This is a genomic window from Citrobacter sp. Ce129, from assembly GCF_030334545.1.
In the GTDB taxonomy this organism is placed as follows: Bacteria; Pseudomonadota; Gammaproteobacteria; order Enterobacterales; family Enterobacteriaceae; genus Citrobacter; species Citrobacter europaeus.
This window is the reverse complement of the sequence record NZ_JAOWDS010000053.1, coordinates 93,461-108,899: the sequence shown is the minus strand read 5'-3', so window position 1 is coordinate 108,899 and position 15,439 is coordinate 93,461. Positions and strand designations below refer to the sequence as shown.

Below are 15,439 nucleotides of genomic sequence, written 5' to 3'. Positions count from 1 at the left end.
CCTCTTTCTGAAACTCGAAAGAATTAGCGACGCAGACCCAGACGCTCGATCAGCGCGGTGTAACGTGCAACATCTTTACGTTTCAGGTAGTCGAGCAGTTTACGACGCTGAGAAACCATGCGCAGCAGACCACGACGGCTGTGGTGATCTTTTTTGTGCTCTGCAAAGTGGCCCTGCAGGTGGTTAATCTGTGCAGTCAACAGTGCAACCTGAACATCGGTAGAACCGGTGTCGTTTGCATCACGACCAAACTCAGAAACGATTTTAGCGGTAGCTTCAGTACTTAGAGACATTTTAAAACTCCAAAGTGTTAAGAATGAAAGGATGCCGATCTCTAATTCAGCTATCCCAGTGTATACACTTTATCCTTCAAACTGACTCTGCGTTGGCTGCGTCCGCTCACCTCAGTCACTTACCTAAGTAAGCTCCTGAGGATTCTCAGACTTGCCGCCTTGATGCAGCTCGAATGATTTTGTGTATACGTCGCGTAGATTGTTAAACAATTTACGCGACGTTAAGCGGCAGTATTCTACTCGCAGCGCCCTTTTATCGCAAGACAGAGAGCGCTATGCAGGATACTCAACCACCAGGCGACGGGGGGCGACACGACCTTCATCGTCCATCTCCCCCATGCCGATAAACTTGCCGTCATCGCCTTCCGTCACGCGCACCAGTCCTTCCAGCGGCGCGCCTGACGTCCGTACCGGGTTACCATTTTTAAAGTAAACCGAGGATGTTAAAGGCAAATTAACAACAGGATAGTCCGATGCTGGACTGTCCATTGGCATCAGCAAAGGATCAAGCAGCTGTGCCGCCGGAATGTTCTGCTGCTCGGCCTGTTCAACCAGGTCACGCAGATGTTCCAGCGTCACCATTCGATCCACCGGATACTTGCTGACCGTCAAACGACGCAGATACGTGACGTGCGCGCCGCAGCCCAACTTCTCACCGAGATCGTCAATGATGGTACGAATATAGGTGCCTTTGGAACAGTGAACTTCCAGTTCCAGTTCGTTACCTTCATGGCGAATAAACAGCAGCTCATAGACGGTAATCGGGCGCGCTTCACGCGGCACTTCAATGCCCTGACGCGCATATTCGTACAGCTTCTTACCCTGATACTTCAGCGCCGAATACATCGACGGAATCTGCTCGATATCGCCGCGGAAAGTCTCCAGCGCGTTTGCAAGCTGCTCTGCGGTGAAGGTTACCGGGCGCTCCTGCACGATTTGCCCATCGGCATCGGAGGTATCAGTACGCTGGCCCAGACGGGCAACCACACGATAGCGTTTGTCGGAATCCAGTAAATACTGTGAAAACTTAGTCGCTTCACCGAGGCAGATAGGCAGCATGCCTGTCGCCAGCGGATCCAACGCGCCGGTATGTCCCGCGCGGTTGGCATTGTAGATGCGCTTTACTTTTTGCAGTACATCATTGCTGGACATGCCCTGCGGTTTATCCAGCAGCAGAACTCCGTGAATATCGCGACCACGACGACGAGGACGACTCATCAGTCCTCCTTGCTGTCGTCCGCTGGGTTCACACGACGCTCATCGTCATGTTTCACCACGCTGGTCACCAGATTGGACATGCGCATCCCTTCAACCAACGAGTTGTCGTAGAAGAAGGTCAGCTCAGGCACGATGCGCAGGCGCATTGCTTTACCCAGCAGAGAGCGGATAAAACCAGAGGCTTCCTGCAGTGCCTTAATGCCGTTTTTCACGGCAGCTTCGTCCTGATCGTTCAGGAAAGTCACGAATACTTTGGCATAAGCCAGGTCACGGGACATCTCAACGCCCGATACGGTGGTCATCATACCAACACGCGGGTCTTTGATTTCGCGTTGCAGGATAAGTGCGATCTCTTTCTGCATCTCTTGCGCGACACGCTGCGGGCGACCAAATTCTTTCGCCATAATAAATTCTCCAGAATAAAGACAAAAAAGGGGCCATAAGCCCCTTTTTAAATTTCTTGCCGGGTGGCGCTTCGCTTACCCGGCCTACACCTAATCATCTTTTAAGGATTTTGGGCTGCAAATTGCGGCCCAAAAGACGACGAAGATTAAGCGATGGTACGTTTGATCTCGATGATCTCGAACACTTCGATCATATCGCCAACGCGAACGTCGTTGTAGTTCTTCACGCCGATACCACATTCCATACCGTTACGGACTTCGTTGACGTCATCTTTGAAGCGGCGCAGGGATTCCAGCTCGCCTTCATAGATAACCACGTTGTCGCGCAGTACGCGGATTGGGTTGTGACGTTTAATCGTGCCTTCGGTAACCATACAGCCTGCGATAGCGCCGAATTTCGGTGATTTGAACACATCACGAACTTCAGCCAGACCAATGATCTGCTGTTTCAGTTCCGGAGACAGCATGCCGCTCATCGCTGCTTTCACTTCGTCGATCAGATGATAGATGACGGAGTAGTAACGCAGATCCAGGCTTTCTGATTCGATAACTTTACGTGCAGAGGCATCAGCACGTACGTTGAAGCCAACCAGAATCGCGTTGGATGCCGCAGCCAGGGTCGCGTCGGTTTCGGTGATACCACCTACGCCAGAACCGATGATCTTCACTTTTACTTCGTCGGTAGACAGTTTCAGTAAAGAGTCGGAAATCGCTTCTACAGAACCCTGAACGTCGGCCTTCAGGACGATGTTCACTTCGTGAACTTCGCCTTCGGTCATGTTAGCGAACATGTTCTCGAGTTTAGATTTCTGCTGACGAGCCAGTTTAACTTCACGGAATTTGCCCTGACGGTACAGTGCAACTTCACGGGCTTTCTTCTCGTCACGAACAACGGTAACTTCGTCACCCGCAGCCGGAACACCGGACAGACCGAGGATTTCCACCGGAATGGACGGACCCGCTTCCAGTACTTCCTGACCCAGTTCGTTACGCATCGCACGAACGCGGCCGTATTCGAAACCACACAGAACGATATCGCCCTTGTTCAGGGTACCTTCGCGAACCAGGACGGTAGCAACCGGGCCACGACCTTTATCCAGGAAGGATTCGATAACCGCGCCGCTCGCCATACCTTTACGGATAGCTTTCAGTTCCAGTACTTCGGCCTGCAGCAGGATAGCATCCAGCAGTTCGTCGATACCGGTACCCGCTTTCGCAGAAACGTGAACGAACTGGCTCTCGCCGCCCCACTCTTCCGGCATGATGCCGTACTGGGACAGTTCGTTTTTAACGCGATCTGGATCCGCTTCCGGTTTATCGATTTTGTTGACTGCAACAACGACCGGCACACCTGCCGCTTTCGCGTGCTGGATAGCTTCGATAGTCTGCGGCATCACGCCGTCGTCTGCTGCAACAACCAGAACAACGATATCCGTTGCCTGAGCACCACGAGCACGCATGGAGGTAAACGCGGCGTGACCCGGGGTGTCCAGGAAGGTGATCATACCGTTGTCAGTTTCAACGTGGTACGCACCGATGTGCTGAGTAATGCCGCCCGCTTCACCAGAGGCCACTTTCGTTGAACGAATGTAGTCCAGCAGAGACGTTTTACCGTGGTCAACGTGACCCATGATGGTCACTACCGGTGCGCGCGGTTCAGCCGCAGCGCCGGTGTCACGGTCGCTCATTACCGCTTCTTCCAGCTCGTTTTCACGACGCAGGATAACTTTGTGGCCCATCTCTTCGGCAACCAGCTGCGCGGTTTCCTGGTCGATGACCTGGTTGATGGTCGCCATTGCGCCCAGTTTCATCATCGCTTTGATGACCTGAGAGCCTTTGACCGCCATCTTGTTCGCCAGATCGCCAACGGTGATGGTTTCGCCGATCACAACGTCACGGTTAACGGCCTGAGCTGGCTTCTGGAAGCCCTGCTGCAGAGCGGAACCTTTACGCTGCTTACCGCCTTTACCACCGCGAACCGCTGCACGCGCTTCTTCACGGTCAGCTTTAGATTCAGCGTGTTTGTTGCCTTTCTTCGCCGGACGCGCGGCTTTCGTGCTGCGAGTACGACCACGGCCGCCTTCGACTTCACGATCGTTTTCGTCTTCAGCCTGGCGAGCATGCTGGGAAGTGGTGACGTGATAATCGCTGGTATCTTCAACAGGTTCAGCGTTATTCACACCATTTTTCTCGTTTTCTTCCGCCATACGGCGAGCTTCTTCCGCTACGCGGCGCGCTTCTTCTTCAAGCTTGCGACGTGCTTCTTCTTCCGCTTTACGCTTCAGTTCTGCGGCTTCATTTTCACGGCGGGCTTTTTCGGCCTGGGCGGTTTTAGTCATATCGTCGGTCTGTTGATTGCTCACTTTGTCTTTTTCCGCAGCTTCACGTTTCGCTTTATCAGCGGCTTCACGCTTAGCTTGTTCTGCGGCCTCACGTTCGGCTTTTTGTTGCGCCTCGCGTTTGGCAGCTTCTTCTGCCTCACGACGGGCTTGCTCTTCCGCTTCACGCTGCGCCTGCTCTTCCGCGGCAAGGCGTTCAGCCTCTTGCGGATCGCGTTTCACAAAGGTGCGTGTCTTGCGGACTTCGATTTGTACCGATTTACTTTTTCCACCGGTACCTGGAATATTGAGAGTACTGCGCGTTTTACGCTGCAATGTCAACTTATCCGGTGCTGAGCCGTTCTCACGGTTCAGATGCGCCAGTAAGGTTTGTTTCTCTTGTGCGGACACAGAGTCGTCAGCAGACTTCGGGATACCAGCATCAGCAAATTGCTGTACCAGGCGATCCACGGAGGTCTGTATCTCTGCAGCCAGCGTTTTTACGGTTACATCTGTCATACTGTTCCTTCCTGCTACAGTTTATTACGCTTCGTCGCCGAACCAGCAAATATTACGGGCAGCCATAATCAGCTCACCGGCTTTTTCGTCGGTCAACCCTTCGATATCAGCCAGATCATCAATGCCCTGTTCAGCGAGATCTTCCAGCGTACAAACACCACGGGCAGCCAGTTTGAAGGCCATCTCACGATCCAATCCTTCCAGATTCAGCAGATCGTCAGCCGGTTTGTTATCACCGAGGCTTTCTTCCTGGGCCAGTGCCAGAGTGGTCAGTGCGTTTTTAGCACGCTCGCGCAGCGCTTCAACGGTCTGTTCATCCAGGCCGTCAATTTCCAGCAGCTCTTTCATTGGCACGTAGGCCAGTTCTTCCAGCGTCGCAAAACCTTCTTCAACCAGAACTGTCGCGAAATCTTCATCGATATCGAGATATTTGGTGAAGGTATCAATGGCTGCATGTGCTTCAGCCTGATGCTTCGCCTGCAGGTCATCAACGGTCATTACGTTGAGTTCCCAACCGCTCAGTTGTGAAGCCAGACGGACGTTCTGACCATTACGTCCAATCGCCTGAGCCAGGTTACCGGCTTCAACCGCGATATCCATGGTGTGTTTGTCTTCATCCACCACGATAGAAGCGACGTCTGCTGGCGCCATTGCGTTAATCACGAACTGCGCCGGGTTATCATCCCACAGGACGATATCGATACGCTCGCCGCCCAGTTCGGTAGAAACCGCCTGAACGCGCGCACCGCGCATACCCACACACGCGCCGACCGGATCAATACGCTTGTCGTTGGTCTTAACGGCGATTTTCGCACGCGATCCCGGATCGCGAGCAGCCGCTTTAATTTCGATCACTTCTTCGCCAATTTCCGGCACTTCGATGCGGAACAGCTCAACCAGCATTTCCGGTTTGGAACGGGTTACGAACAGCTGCGCACCGCGCGCTTCCGGGCGAACAGAATACAGAACGCCACGAATACGGTCGCCTGGACGGAAGTTTTCACGCGGCAGCATGTCTTCACGCAGGATCACGGCTTCAGCATTGCTGCCCAGATCCAGAGAGATGTTGTCGCGGTTTACTTTCTTCACCACACCGGTGACGATTTCACCTTCGTGTTCGCGGAACTGATCAACAACCATTGCGCGTTCAGCTTCACGTACTTTCTGTACGATAACCTGCTTCGCGGTCTGGGTGGTGATACGGTCGAAGGTGACAGATTCAATCTGATCTTCAACATATTCGCCCACGTTCAGGCTTTCGTCTTCGAAGCGTGCCGCTTCCAGGGTAATTTCTTTGGTCGGCTGAGTAACTTCTTCTACGATTACCCAACGACGGAAGGTATCGAAATCACCGCTTTTACGATCGATTTCTACGCGAACGTCGATCTCTTGCTCATATTTTTTCTTTGTTGCTGTAGCCAGCGCACTTTCCAGCGCTTCAAAAATTTTCTCGCGTGGCAGCGCTTTTTCGTTGGATACGGCTTCAACAACAGCCAAAATTTCTTTGTTCATCGCGGGCTTTTCACCTCAATCCAGACTGTTAAAAGTGGGGAACCAGGTTCGCCTTCTGGATATTACTCAGCGCGAACACTTCATCTTTGCCTTCGACTGTGACCGTGATCATCTCACCGTCCACCGCTTTGATAACGCCCTGCCATTTACGACGGTTTTGTACCGCCATACGAAGAACCAGCGTGACTTCTTCACCCAGGAAACGCACGTAGTGTTCAGCTGTGAACAGAGGACGGTCGAGACCCGGAGAGGAAACTTCCAGGTTATAGGCAACGGTGATTGGGTCTTCGACATCCATCACGGCGCTTACCTGATGGCTCACATCAGCACAATCATCAACATTGATGCCATCTTCACTATCAATATAGATGCGCAGTGTGGATGTGCGACCACGAATAAATTCGATGCCGACCAATTCGTAGCCCAGGGCTTCAACTGGCGCTGTAATCATCTCTGTTAATTTTTGCTCTAATGTGGACAAGCCCACCCCCAAGACATAAAAAAAGGGCCTAAAGCCCAGTTATTCTGTAGTCAGATAACAAAAAACCCCGATAAATCGGGGCTTTAGATAACTGAACCCTATAACCGCACCTGCGGTTCGGAGAACCTTCCGAAAGAATTTTTTTCAAATCCAGCTACGAAGGCCTAAGTCTTCACAGTATATTTGAAAAAGAACTCTAAGGGAAAGTGGTTGCGGGGGCCGGATTTGAACCGACGACCTTCGGGTTATGAGCCCGACGAGCTACCAGGCTGCTCCACCCCGCGCCTGAAACGTGGCAAATTTTACTCGTTTTGGGTAAAAAATGCAAATACTGCTGGGATTTGGTACCGAGGACGGGACGTAAAATCTGCGCACAGTATATTGATTCACTATGCGTTATGTCAACCTTGTTACGACTATGCAAATCAATGAATGCTGACCAGCGCTTGTTCAGCAAGATAAATGTGCCACCCACGCCGTTATTTAACGAAATTATCACTAAACTCTTCCTGTCATCCAGAAAAGATGATTAAATGAAAACTCATTTATTTTGCATAAAAATGCAATTAGCATAATAAGCCGACCTCTTCACCAGTCTATCAAGCAGGGTTTTATTTTATGACGACGATTCTCAAGCATCTCCCGGTAGGTCAACGTATTGGTATCGCTTTTTCCGGCGGCCTGGACACCAGTGCAGCACTGCTGTGGATGCGACAAAAAGGGGCTGTCCCATATGCATATACTGCGAATTTGGGCCAGCCGGATGAGGATGACTATGACGCCATTCCTCGCCGTGCAATGGAATATGGTGCTGAGAATGCTCGCCTGGTAGATTGCCGTAAGCAGCTGGTTGCCGAAGGGATCGCTGCCATTCAGTGCGGTGCATTCCACAATACCACCGGCGGGCTAACCTACTTCAATACCACCCCGTTGGGCCGTGCAGTCACCGGCACCATGCTGGTTGCCGCCATGAAAGAAGATGGCGTGAACATCTGGGGTGACGGTAGCACCTACAAAGGTAACGATATTGAACGTTTTTATCGTTACGGTCTGCTGACCAACGCCGAATTGCAGATTTACAAACCATGGCTGGATACCGATTTTATCGATGAACTCGGCGGTCGCCATGAGATGTCCGAATTTATGATTGCCTGTGGTTTCGACTACAAAATGTCCGTTGAGAAAGCGTACTCCACAGACTCCAATATGCTCGGCGCGACCCACGAAGCTAAAGACCTCGAGTTCCTGAACTCCAGCGTCAAAATCGTCAACCCGATTATGGGCGTGAAATTCTGGGATGAGAGCGTGAAGATCCCGGCAGAAGAAGTTACCGTGCGTTTTGAGCAGGGTCATCCGGTTGCGCTGAACGGTAAAACCTTCAGCGACGACGTTGAGATGATGCTGGAAGCCAACCGTATCGGCGGCCGTCACGGTTTGGGTATGAGCGATCAGATTGAAAACCGTATCATTGAAGCAAAGAGCCGTGGCATCTACGAAGCCCCGGGGATGGCATTGCTGCATATCGCCTATGAGCGTCTGCTGACCGGTATTCATAACGAAGACACCATCGAGCAGTATCACGCGCACGGTCGCCAGCTGGGTCGTCTGCTGTATCAGGGCCGTTGGTTCGACTCTCAGGCACTGATGCTGCGTGACGGTTTGCAGCGCTGGGTTGCCAGCCAGATCACCGGTGAAGTGACGCTGGAACTGCGTCGCGGTAATGACTACTCAATCCTCAACACCGTGTCTGACAATCTGACTTATAAACCAGAACGTCTGACGATGGAAAAAGGCGATTCCGTATTCTCTCCGGACGACCGTATCGGTCAGTTGACCATGCGTAATCTGGACATTACCGATACCCGCGAGAAGCTGTTCGGCTATGCGCAGTCTGGCCTGCTGACCGCCTCTTCCACAACCGGCCTGCCGCAGGTTGAGAATCTGGAAAACAAAGCGAAGTAAACATTCACCATTTTAAGGCCGCGAAAGCGGCCTTTTTTATGCGCGGAATATAAGGTGTCTGTAGGCCTGATAAGCGTAGCGCCATCAGGCGTTGTAATAATGTCGGATGGCGGCGTTAACGCCTTATCCGACCTACAGGATAGCCACAAATAACAGACGAAAAAAAAGACGCTTTGCAGCGTCTTTTTTTTGGAATTTGGTACCGAGGATGGGACTCGAACCCACAAGCCCGTTAGGGCACTACCACCTCAAGGTAGCGTGTCTACCAATTCCACCACCTCGGTACAGAATACTTAGCGTGGGATATCGCTGGTCGGCTGAGCCGGAGCAGCTGGCTGAGTTTGCTCGGTTTTTGCCGGTGCGCTCAGATTTTCCCACTCACTTCCTTTATTGGTCTTGTTGCTGTTCATGTTACCCAGCACCAGACTGATGATGAAGAACAAGGTTCCCAATACAGCTGTCATACGGGTCATGAAGTTACCAGAACCACTTGAACCAAACAGAGTACCAGAAGCGCCTGCGCCAAAAGAGGCTCCCATATCAGCGCCTTTGCCTTGCTGCAGCATGATCAAGCCTACCAGGCCAATTGCCACAATAAGGAAAACTACTAAAAGAGCTTCGTGCATAATCAACCTGTTCCTTGCGGAGTTGCCGCGTACAATGCTTCGACCATTAAAGCGGGAATATTTACTGTTTCCCACTGAAGCGGGTGTGAATACTAACCAAAGCGAATAACCTTCGCAAGGGCAATTTGTTAGCATTGTATCAACTGCGGAAAAAATCGCCATATCAATCAAAAACGCAGCAACTTCTCCCAGCATCTCTGCATAACGGCACGTTGATCTTCAAGATTCGCCCATACCACTACGGGGATTTCACAAATCAGGTCTGTGTTTTCTGGCCAGCAATGAATAATTTGCTGGTTCACCAGCTCTTCCGCCACCATCGATTCGGGTAACCACGCCATTCCCATATGGCGCAGCACCATTTCTCGTATCGTTTCGCTTAAACCACTCTCAAACACTTTTTTCAGACGCGGGCGGACGCGTTGTTCTGCCGTCTCAATAATGCGTCTGACAAAGGTGTAGTCGCTGTAGCATAGCCACGGAATCGGCGCATGCGGATCGGTAAGCGCATCAGCCAGTTGGGCAGAAATAACCGGTATAAATCGCTCATACCGCCATAGTGAACGTTTCAACCCTCCGGCTATCTCCAACCCCGGCTGCGCAGAGGGTAAATCGTAGGTCACCAGCAGATCGATTTGCCGGTCTATCAGGGCGTTAAAATGGTTGTCTATCCCCTGAATACTGGCATTTACCGTAAAATTTAGCTGCGGTTCACTTTGTCGCAGATAGCTGATCATATCCGGCAGGATATTCACCGACAGCGTATGCAGGCTGACCATCACCAGCGTGTTATCCGTTGCTGGCGTCATCGCCGATAATTCGTGGCGCGCCTCTGTTAACGTACTGAGGACGTGTCGGGCATAGGGTTCAAAGCGTTCACCATAGCGCGTCAGCGTAACGGGGGTCGTGGTCCTGTCAAACAGCGGCACCCCCAGCACCTCTTCCAGCGCCTTTATACGCCGACTGAGTGCTGGTTGAGTAATATGCCGCTGCGCAGCCGCCAGGGAGTAGTTTCCATGCTGGCTCAATGCCAGAAAGTCCTCCAACCACTTACAATCCACGTTGAATTCTCCACCATGCCATAACCGCATCCTCCAATAACAAATCGGTAATAGTCATAATTATAGTAATGGCTTTATGGTGACCATCATAACAACAATATTCCGTTTCACCTGCCGACTCTCACCCTCGACGTTTGACAGGACCGATATGTTTACTTTATTGACCAATGCCCGTGTTTTTTCTCCTGAGGATTTAGGCCTCTGCTCCCTGCTCATTCATGCCGACCGAATTGTGGCGGTAGAAAAAGATATTTCTCTGTTTGATGGCGTCGACGAGGTTATCGATTGTCGTGGCAAATGGGTTATCCCAGGCATCATCGATCAGCATGTGCATCTTACCGGTGGCGGTGGCGAAGCCGGGTTTGCCAGCCGAACGCCAGCCGTCAAACTGCGCGATCTGATTCAGGCAGGCATTACTACAGTTGTCGGCGTATTAGGCACCGATGCCATCTCTCGTTCGCCCAAAGATCTCTACGCCAAAATGCAGTCTCTCAATCTTGAGGGATTGCGCGCGTTTATGCATACGGGAGCCTACGCCGTTCCCAGCCCAACCATTACGCGATCCATCCGCGATGATATGGCCTTCATTCCGGCGATCCTTGGCGTAAAAATAGCCCTCGCCGATCACCGTGGTTCTTACCCCTCTTTCCAGGAATTGCTGCGAATAGTCAGCGATATCCGCGTGTCTTCCCTGCTGGCAGGGAAAAAAGGGTTGCTGCATGTCCACCTGGGGAATCTACCGGAAGGGATGTCGCCGCTTTTTGAGCTGTGTGATGCAGGCATTCCGATCCACCACATTTCACCGACCCACGTTGCGAGAACAGAGTCCTTGTTCGAACAGGCAATTGCTTTCGCTCATCGTGGGGGCCATATCGACGTTACGTCTGGTGGTAGTCGCTTTATGCCTCAGGAGCAGGCGATCCTCCACGCCCTGGAAGCCCAGGTTCCGGCCGATCGCATCACGATAAGCTCTGATGGTAATGGCAGCGTTCCGCGCTTTAACGCTCAGGGGATTGTGGAAGGCCTAAGCGCGGCACCGGTCGCAGGTAACCTTAATCTGCTTCCTCACCTTATTGATGTTGGTATTCCGGTGCCACAGGCGATTGCGATGTTGACGGCAAACGTGGCGCGCTCGTTGGGTATTTCCGGCGGCGTGCTCTGCGCCGGGGAACGTGCCGATATCTGTGTACTCAATGATGACCTCTCGCTGGCCCATCTGTTTGCTGCGGGTAAGCCGTTGCTGCGAGATGGCGAATGCCTGGTTACCGGCAACTTCGAGTAAGGGGGCCAAAATGTCATTATTACTGGCGCTACTCGCCATCATTTTTGCCGGACGTCTGATCCTCAAAAAATATCACCCCCAATCGGTACTGTTATTGACCGGGATTGTGCTGTTGCTTATCGCACATTTTAGCGGGATGACCTCACTCAGTGGCCTGGTGAAAAAGAGCACCGGATTTGGCCCTTTTGACGTCTTTGAGTTTATTCGCGATACCCTGAGCGTGCGTCTCGGCGGCCTCGGACTGCAAATTATGCTGATTGGTGGTTTCGCCACGTATATGTCGGCCATTGGCGCAAGCCAGGTGCTGGTTCGGGTGACGTCTCGCCCTTTGCAACGCCTGAACTCACCGTATCTACTGCTGGGGCTGGCGCTGTTGCTGGGGCAATTCCTGTCGCTGTTTATCAGCAGCGCCACCGGGTTAGGTCTGCTGTTGATGGCGACGCTGTACCCGCTGCTAACCCGCCTTGGCTGTAGCCGTGCCGCCGTTGCCGCCGTTATCGCCAGCACCTGTGCGGTTGAATTCGGCCCGGGTTCTGGTAACTCGGTTCTCGCCGCTAAAACCGCAGGTATCGAGGTGGTGAACTATTTCGTGCAGGATCAATTGCCGATCGTCGTGCCCGTCATTCTGTTCATCGCCCTGCTGCATATTGTTGTGCAACGCTTTTTCGACCGTCGGGAAAGTGGTGACAATGTGGCTCAGCAGATGCAGACATTAACGTCTACCGATGAAGCCGACGCACCTATCGCCTGGCTGTTTTTACCCATGCTGCCGCTGGTGTTGATGCTGGTGTGCAGTGATTTAGTATTCAGTTCACTCAAGATTACGCTGGATACCGCCGTACTGATAAGCCTTGCCATTACCCTTGTATGTGAATACTGCCGTCATCGTAAGGCGCGCGAGGTGATGGCTGGCGTACAAAAAGTCTTCGACAGCATGGGTAGCGTTTTTGCCACCGTCGTGACGTTGATTATCGCCGGTGAAGTCTTTTCCGCCGGACTGAAAGCCATTGGCGCCGTTGACGCGCTGCTGTCGCTTTCCGGTGAATTTGGCCTCAGCGCCGCCTCGATTATCTTGCTGATGACGCTTATCACCTTTGCAATTTCAGCACTAATGGGCTCCGGGAACGCGGCCTTTTTCTCCTTCGCCCCAATGGTGCCGGACATCAGTCGTCATATCGGAAGCGATATCGCAGTCATGATGCTGCCTATCCAGATCTCGGCGGGTATTGGTCGTACGTTATCGCCCATTGCTGGCGTCATCATTGCTATCGCGGGAATTGCAGGCGTCTCGCCTGTGGATATTGTTAAGCGTACCGCGATTCCGATGCTGGGCGGTTGGTTACTGATGATTGCGCTGACCTTTGCCCGGTCTGGGCATCTGCTGGCGGTTCTGCCGTGGCTGGCAGTCCTTGTACTACTGATGGTCGGCGGTTACGTCTGGCAGCGCCGACGTAAACAGCCGCTTGCCGTACAGTAAAAAAAAGCCGGAGTCTCAGACTCCGGCTTTCACTGTCTAAGGTGATTACACCGCTTTCACGGCATCGGCAATACGGTGAGCGAATTCAGTCACCTGCGCTTCATCTTCACCTTCAACCATCACGCGAATTAACGGTTCGGTACCAGACTTACGCAGCAGAACGCGTCCACGGTTACCCAGCGCCGCTTCAACCTCAGCCATCACCGCCTTCACGTTTTCATGTTCCAGCGGATCGCCGCTACCTGCGGTATAACGTACGTTAACCAACAGCTGTGGGAACATTTTCATGCCGCTGCACAGGTCGTGCAAACTCATATGATTGCGCACCATCGCCGCCAGTACCTGCAGACCTGCCACGATGCCGTCACCGGTGGTGGTTTTGTCCAGCAGGATCACATGACCAGAGTTTTCGGCACCGATACGCCAGCCTTTTTCCTGCATTTTTTCCAGGACATAGCGGTCGCCAACTTTTGCACGGGCAAACGGAATACCCAGCTGTTTCAGCGCCAGCTCGAGGCCCATGTTGCTCATCAGCGTACCTACCGCGCCACCGCGCAGCTGCCCCTGACGCAGGGCTTCACGGGCGATGATGTACATTATCTGATCGCCATCGACCTTATTGCCTTCGTGGTCAACCATAATGACGCGGTCGCCGTCGCCGTCCAGCGCAATACCCAGATCGGCTTTTTCTGCGATTACGCGGGCCTGCAGGGCACGGACGTCTGTGGCGCCGACTTCTTCATTGATGTTCACGCCGTTTGGCTCACAGCCAATGGCAATCACGTTTGCGCCCAGCTCACGCAGTACATTTGGCGCAATGTGGTAGGTCGCGCCGTTAGCACAATCCACTACGATTTTAAGCTCGCTCAGGCTTAACTCATTCGGGAAAGTGCCTTTGCAAAACTCGATATAGCGACCGGCAGCATCAACGATACGGGTAGCCTTACCCAGTTCCGCCGAGTCCACGCAGGTAATCGCTTTTTCCATTTCGGCTTCGATAGCTTCTTCAACCGCATCCGGCAGTTTGGTCCCGTCGATGGAGAAGAATTTAATCCCATTGTCATAGTACGGGTTGTGCGAGGCGGAGATAACAATCCCAGCTTCAGCGCGGAAGGCGCGCGTCAGATACGCAACGGCGGGTGTTGGCATTGGGCCCGTAAAAGAAGCCGACAGTCCGGCTGCAGCCAGACCCGCTTCCAACGCGGACTCCAGCATATAGCCGGAAATACGCGTATCTTTACCAATAATAATTTTACGTGAACCATGACGTGCCAGCACTTTACCTGCCGCCCAACCCAGCTTGAGCACAAAATCAGGGGTAATTGGGGCGTCGCCTACGCGACCACGGATCCCATCGGTGCCAAAATATTTACGATTACTCATAGCGTTTATTTTCCTTTGCAGACAATGTGGCTTCCACCACACGCATCGCTTCTACGGTTTCTTTGACGTCATGGACACGAACGATCTGCGCCCCCTGCATTGCGGCAATGACCGCACACGCAAGGCTACCGCTCAGGCGTTCGGATGGCCCCACATTCAGCAACTGACCAACCATTGATTTTCGTGACATCCCAACCAACAGTGGCAGATTAAAATGATGAAACTCAGCCAGGCGTGCCAGTAATGTATAGTTGTGAGTGAGATTTTTACCGAATCCGAATCCGGGGTCGAGCAACAATTTATCTTTTGTGATTCCTGCCCGCTCGCAGCGTGCTATTTGCTCAACAAAGTAACGATTTACCTCAGCGAACACATCCTCGTACTTTGGCGCTTCCTGCATGGTTTTCGGTTGCCCCTGCATATGCATCAGACAAACCGGCAGTCCGGTTTCCGCGGCGGCTTCCAGCGCCCCAGGCTCCGAGAGTGAGCGAATGTCATTAATGATATGTGCGCCGACTCTCGCGCATTCGCGAATCACTTCTGGTTTTGAGGTATCGACCGAAATCCACACTTCAAAGCGCTGAGCAATCGCCTCCACCACCGGGATCACTCGCTGCAACTCTTCTTCCACGCTCACATCGGCCGCGCCTGGGCGCGTGGATTCACCACCCACATCAATGATAGTCGCCCCGGCGTTAATCATCAGGTTTGCGTGTTTTACCGCCTCAACCAGAGAGTTGTGCGCCCCGCCATCGGAAAAAGAGTCTGGCGTGACGTTCAAAATCCCCATGACGTGTGGATGGCTGAGATCCAGTGAAGAACCCTGAGCAAAGAGTTTCATAGTTTTATCCCTGGTAAAATCTTGAATATGCAGATAAGAAAAACCCCGGAGCAAGCCCCAGG

General features: G+C 52.6%; 13 protein-coding genes and 2 tRNA genes. 3 read left to right on the top strand and 12 right to left on the bottom strand.

The genetic code is table 11. From position 1 onward, the window contains the following. Nucleotides 1-23 precede the first annotated feature (23 nt). The 7 genes from rpsO to OGV77_RS05520 all read right to left on the bottom strand — a co-directional run bounded on the left by rpsO (nucleotide 24) and on the right by OGV77_RS05520 (nucleotide 7,029). Nucleotides 24-293 (bottom strand): 30S ribosomal protein S15, encoded by a 270-nt coding sequence (rpsO, locus tag OGV77_RS05550; RefSeq protein WP_000059465.1) that lies wholly within the window; start codon nucleotides 291-293, stop codon nucleotides 24-26. 273 nt (nucleotides 294-566) lie between these two features. Next, complete coding sequence (gene truB / locus OGV77_RS05545) at nucleotides 567-1,511, bottom strand: tRNA pseudouridine(55) synthase TruB (RefSeq protein ID WP_087051126.1); 945 nt, start codon at nucleotides 1,509-1,511, stop codon at nucleotides 567-569. After that, nucleotides 1,511-1,915, bottom strand: coding sequence for a 30S ribosome-binding factor RbfA (gene rbfA, locus OGV77_RS05540; protein ID WP_003024988.1), 405 nt, complete (start codon nucleotides 1,913-1,915; stop codon nucleotides 1,511-1,513). Before rbfA ends, truB begins: the two co-directional genes overlap by 1 nt. 146 nt (nucleotides 1,916-2,061) lie before the next feature. Next, the gene (gene infB / locus OGV77_RS05535) at nucleotides 2,062-4,752 is read right to left on the bottom strand and encodes a translation initiation factor IF-2 (RefSeq protein WP_032945099.1); all 2,691 of its coding nucleotides are present in this window, start codon (nucleotides 4,750-4,752) and stop codon (nucleotides 2,062-2,064) included. A 24-nt stretch (nucleotides 4,753-4,776) separates the two neighbouring features. Next, complete coding sequence (gene nusA, locus OGV77_RS05530; protein ID WP_043017784.1) at nucleotides 4,777-6,264, bottom strand: transcription termination factor NusA; 1,488 nt, start codon at nucleotides 6,262-6,264, stop codon at nucleotides 4,777-4,779. A 28-nt stretch (nucleotides 6,265-6,292) separates the two neighbouring features. Further along, a complete protein-coding gene (gene rimP / locus OGV77_RS05525; protein WP_003024996.1) occupies nucleotides 6,293-6,745 on the bottom strand; it encodes a ribosome maturation factor RimP in 453 nt (150 codons plus the stop codon). Between the two features lie 207 nt (nucleotides 6,746-6,952). Further along, nucleotides 6,953-7,029 (bottom strand) — tRNA-Met (locus OGV77_RS05520). A gap of 334 nt (nucleotides 7,030-7,363) precedes the next feature. Between OGV77_RS05520 and argG the strand changes: the two genes are divergently transcribed. Beyond that, nucleotides 7,364-8,707: an argininosuccinate synthase gene (gene argG, locus OGV77_RS05515; RefSeq protein ID WP_003024998.1), complete on the top strand. Its 1,344-nt coding sequence runs from the start codon at nucleotides 7,364-7,366 to the stop codon at nucleotides 8,705-8,707. A 197-nt stretch (nucleotides 8,708-8,904) separates the two neighbouring features. Here argG and OGV77_RS05510 read toward each other — a convergent pair. The 3 genes from OGV77_RS05510 to OGV77_RS05500 all read right to left on the bottom strand — a co-directional run bounded on the left by OGV77_RS05510 (nucleotide 8,905) and on the right by OGV77_RS05500 (nucleotide 10,394). After that, a tRNA-Leu gene (locus OGV77_RS05510) sits at nucleotides 8,905-8,991 on the bottom strand. A 9-nt stretch (nucleotides 8,992-9,000) separates the two neighbouring features. Beyond that, nucleotides 9,001-9,333 carry a preprotein translocase subunit SecG gene (secG, locus tag OGV77_RS05505; protein ID WP_003025000.1) on the bottom strand — a complete coding sequence of 111 codons (333 nt, stop codon included), beginning with the start codon at nucleotides 9,331-9,333 and terminating at the stop codon, nucleotides 9,001-9,003. Nucleotides 9,334-9,500: 167 nt separating this feature from the next. Beyond that, a complete protein-coding gene (locus OGV77_RS05500) occupies nucleotides 9,501-10,394 on the bottom strand; it encodes a LysR family transcriptional regulator (RefSeq protein ID WP_043017786.1) in 894 nt (297 codons plus the stop codon). 148 nt (nucleotides 10,395-10,542) lie between these two features. Here OGV77_RS05500 and iadA point away from each other — a divergent pair, with 148 nt between their 5' ends. After that, on the top strand, nucleotides 10,543-11,676 hold the full coding sequence (gene iadA / locus OGV77_RS05495) for a beta-aspartyl-peptidase (RefSeq protein ID WP_087051125.1): 1,134 nt from the start codon (nucleotides 10,543-10,545) through the stop codon (nucleotides 11,674-11,676). A 10-nt stretch (nucleotides 11,677-11,686) separates the two neighbouring features. Then, entirely contained in the window at nucleotides 11,687-13,153 is a 1,467-nt protein-coding gene (gene dcuC / locus OGV77_RS05490) for a C4-dicarboxylate transporter DcuC (protein ID WP_043017788.1), read from the top strand. A 45-nt stretch (nucleotides 13,154-13,198) separates the two neighbouring features. On the opposite strand, the gene glmM is transcribed toward dcuC, so the two are convergent. Both glmM and folP read right to left on the bottom strand, forming a co-directional pair. Beyond that, entirely contained in the window at nucleotides 13,199-14,536 is a 1,338-nt protein-coding gene (gene glmM, locus OGV77_RS05485; protein ID WP_043017789.1) for a phosphoglucosamine mutase, read from the bottom strand. Then, nucleotides 14,529-15,377, bottom strand: coding sequence for a dihydropteroate synthase (gene folP / locus OGV77_RS05480; RefSeq protein ID WP_005121305.1), 849 nt, complete (start codon nucleotides 15,375-15,377; stop codon nucleotides 14,529-14,531). Before folP ends, glmM begins: the two co-directional genes overlap by 8 nt. Nucleotides 15,378-15,439 lie beyond the last annotated feature (62 nt).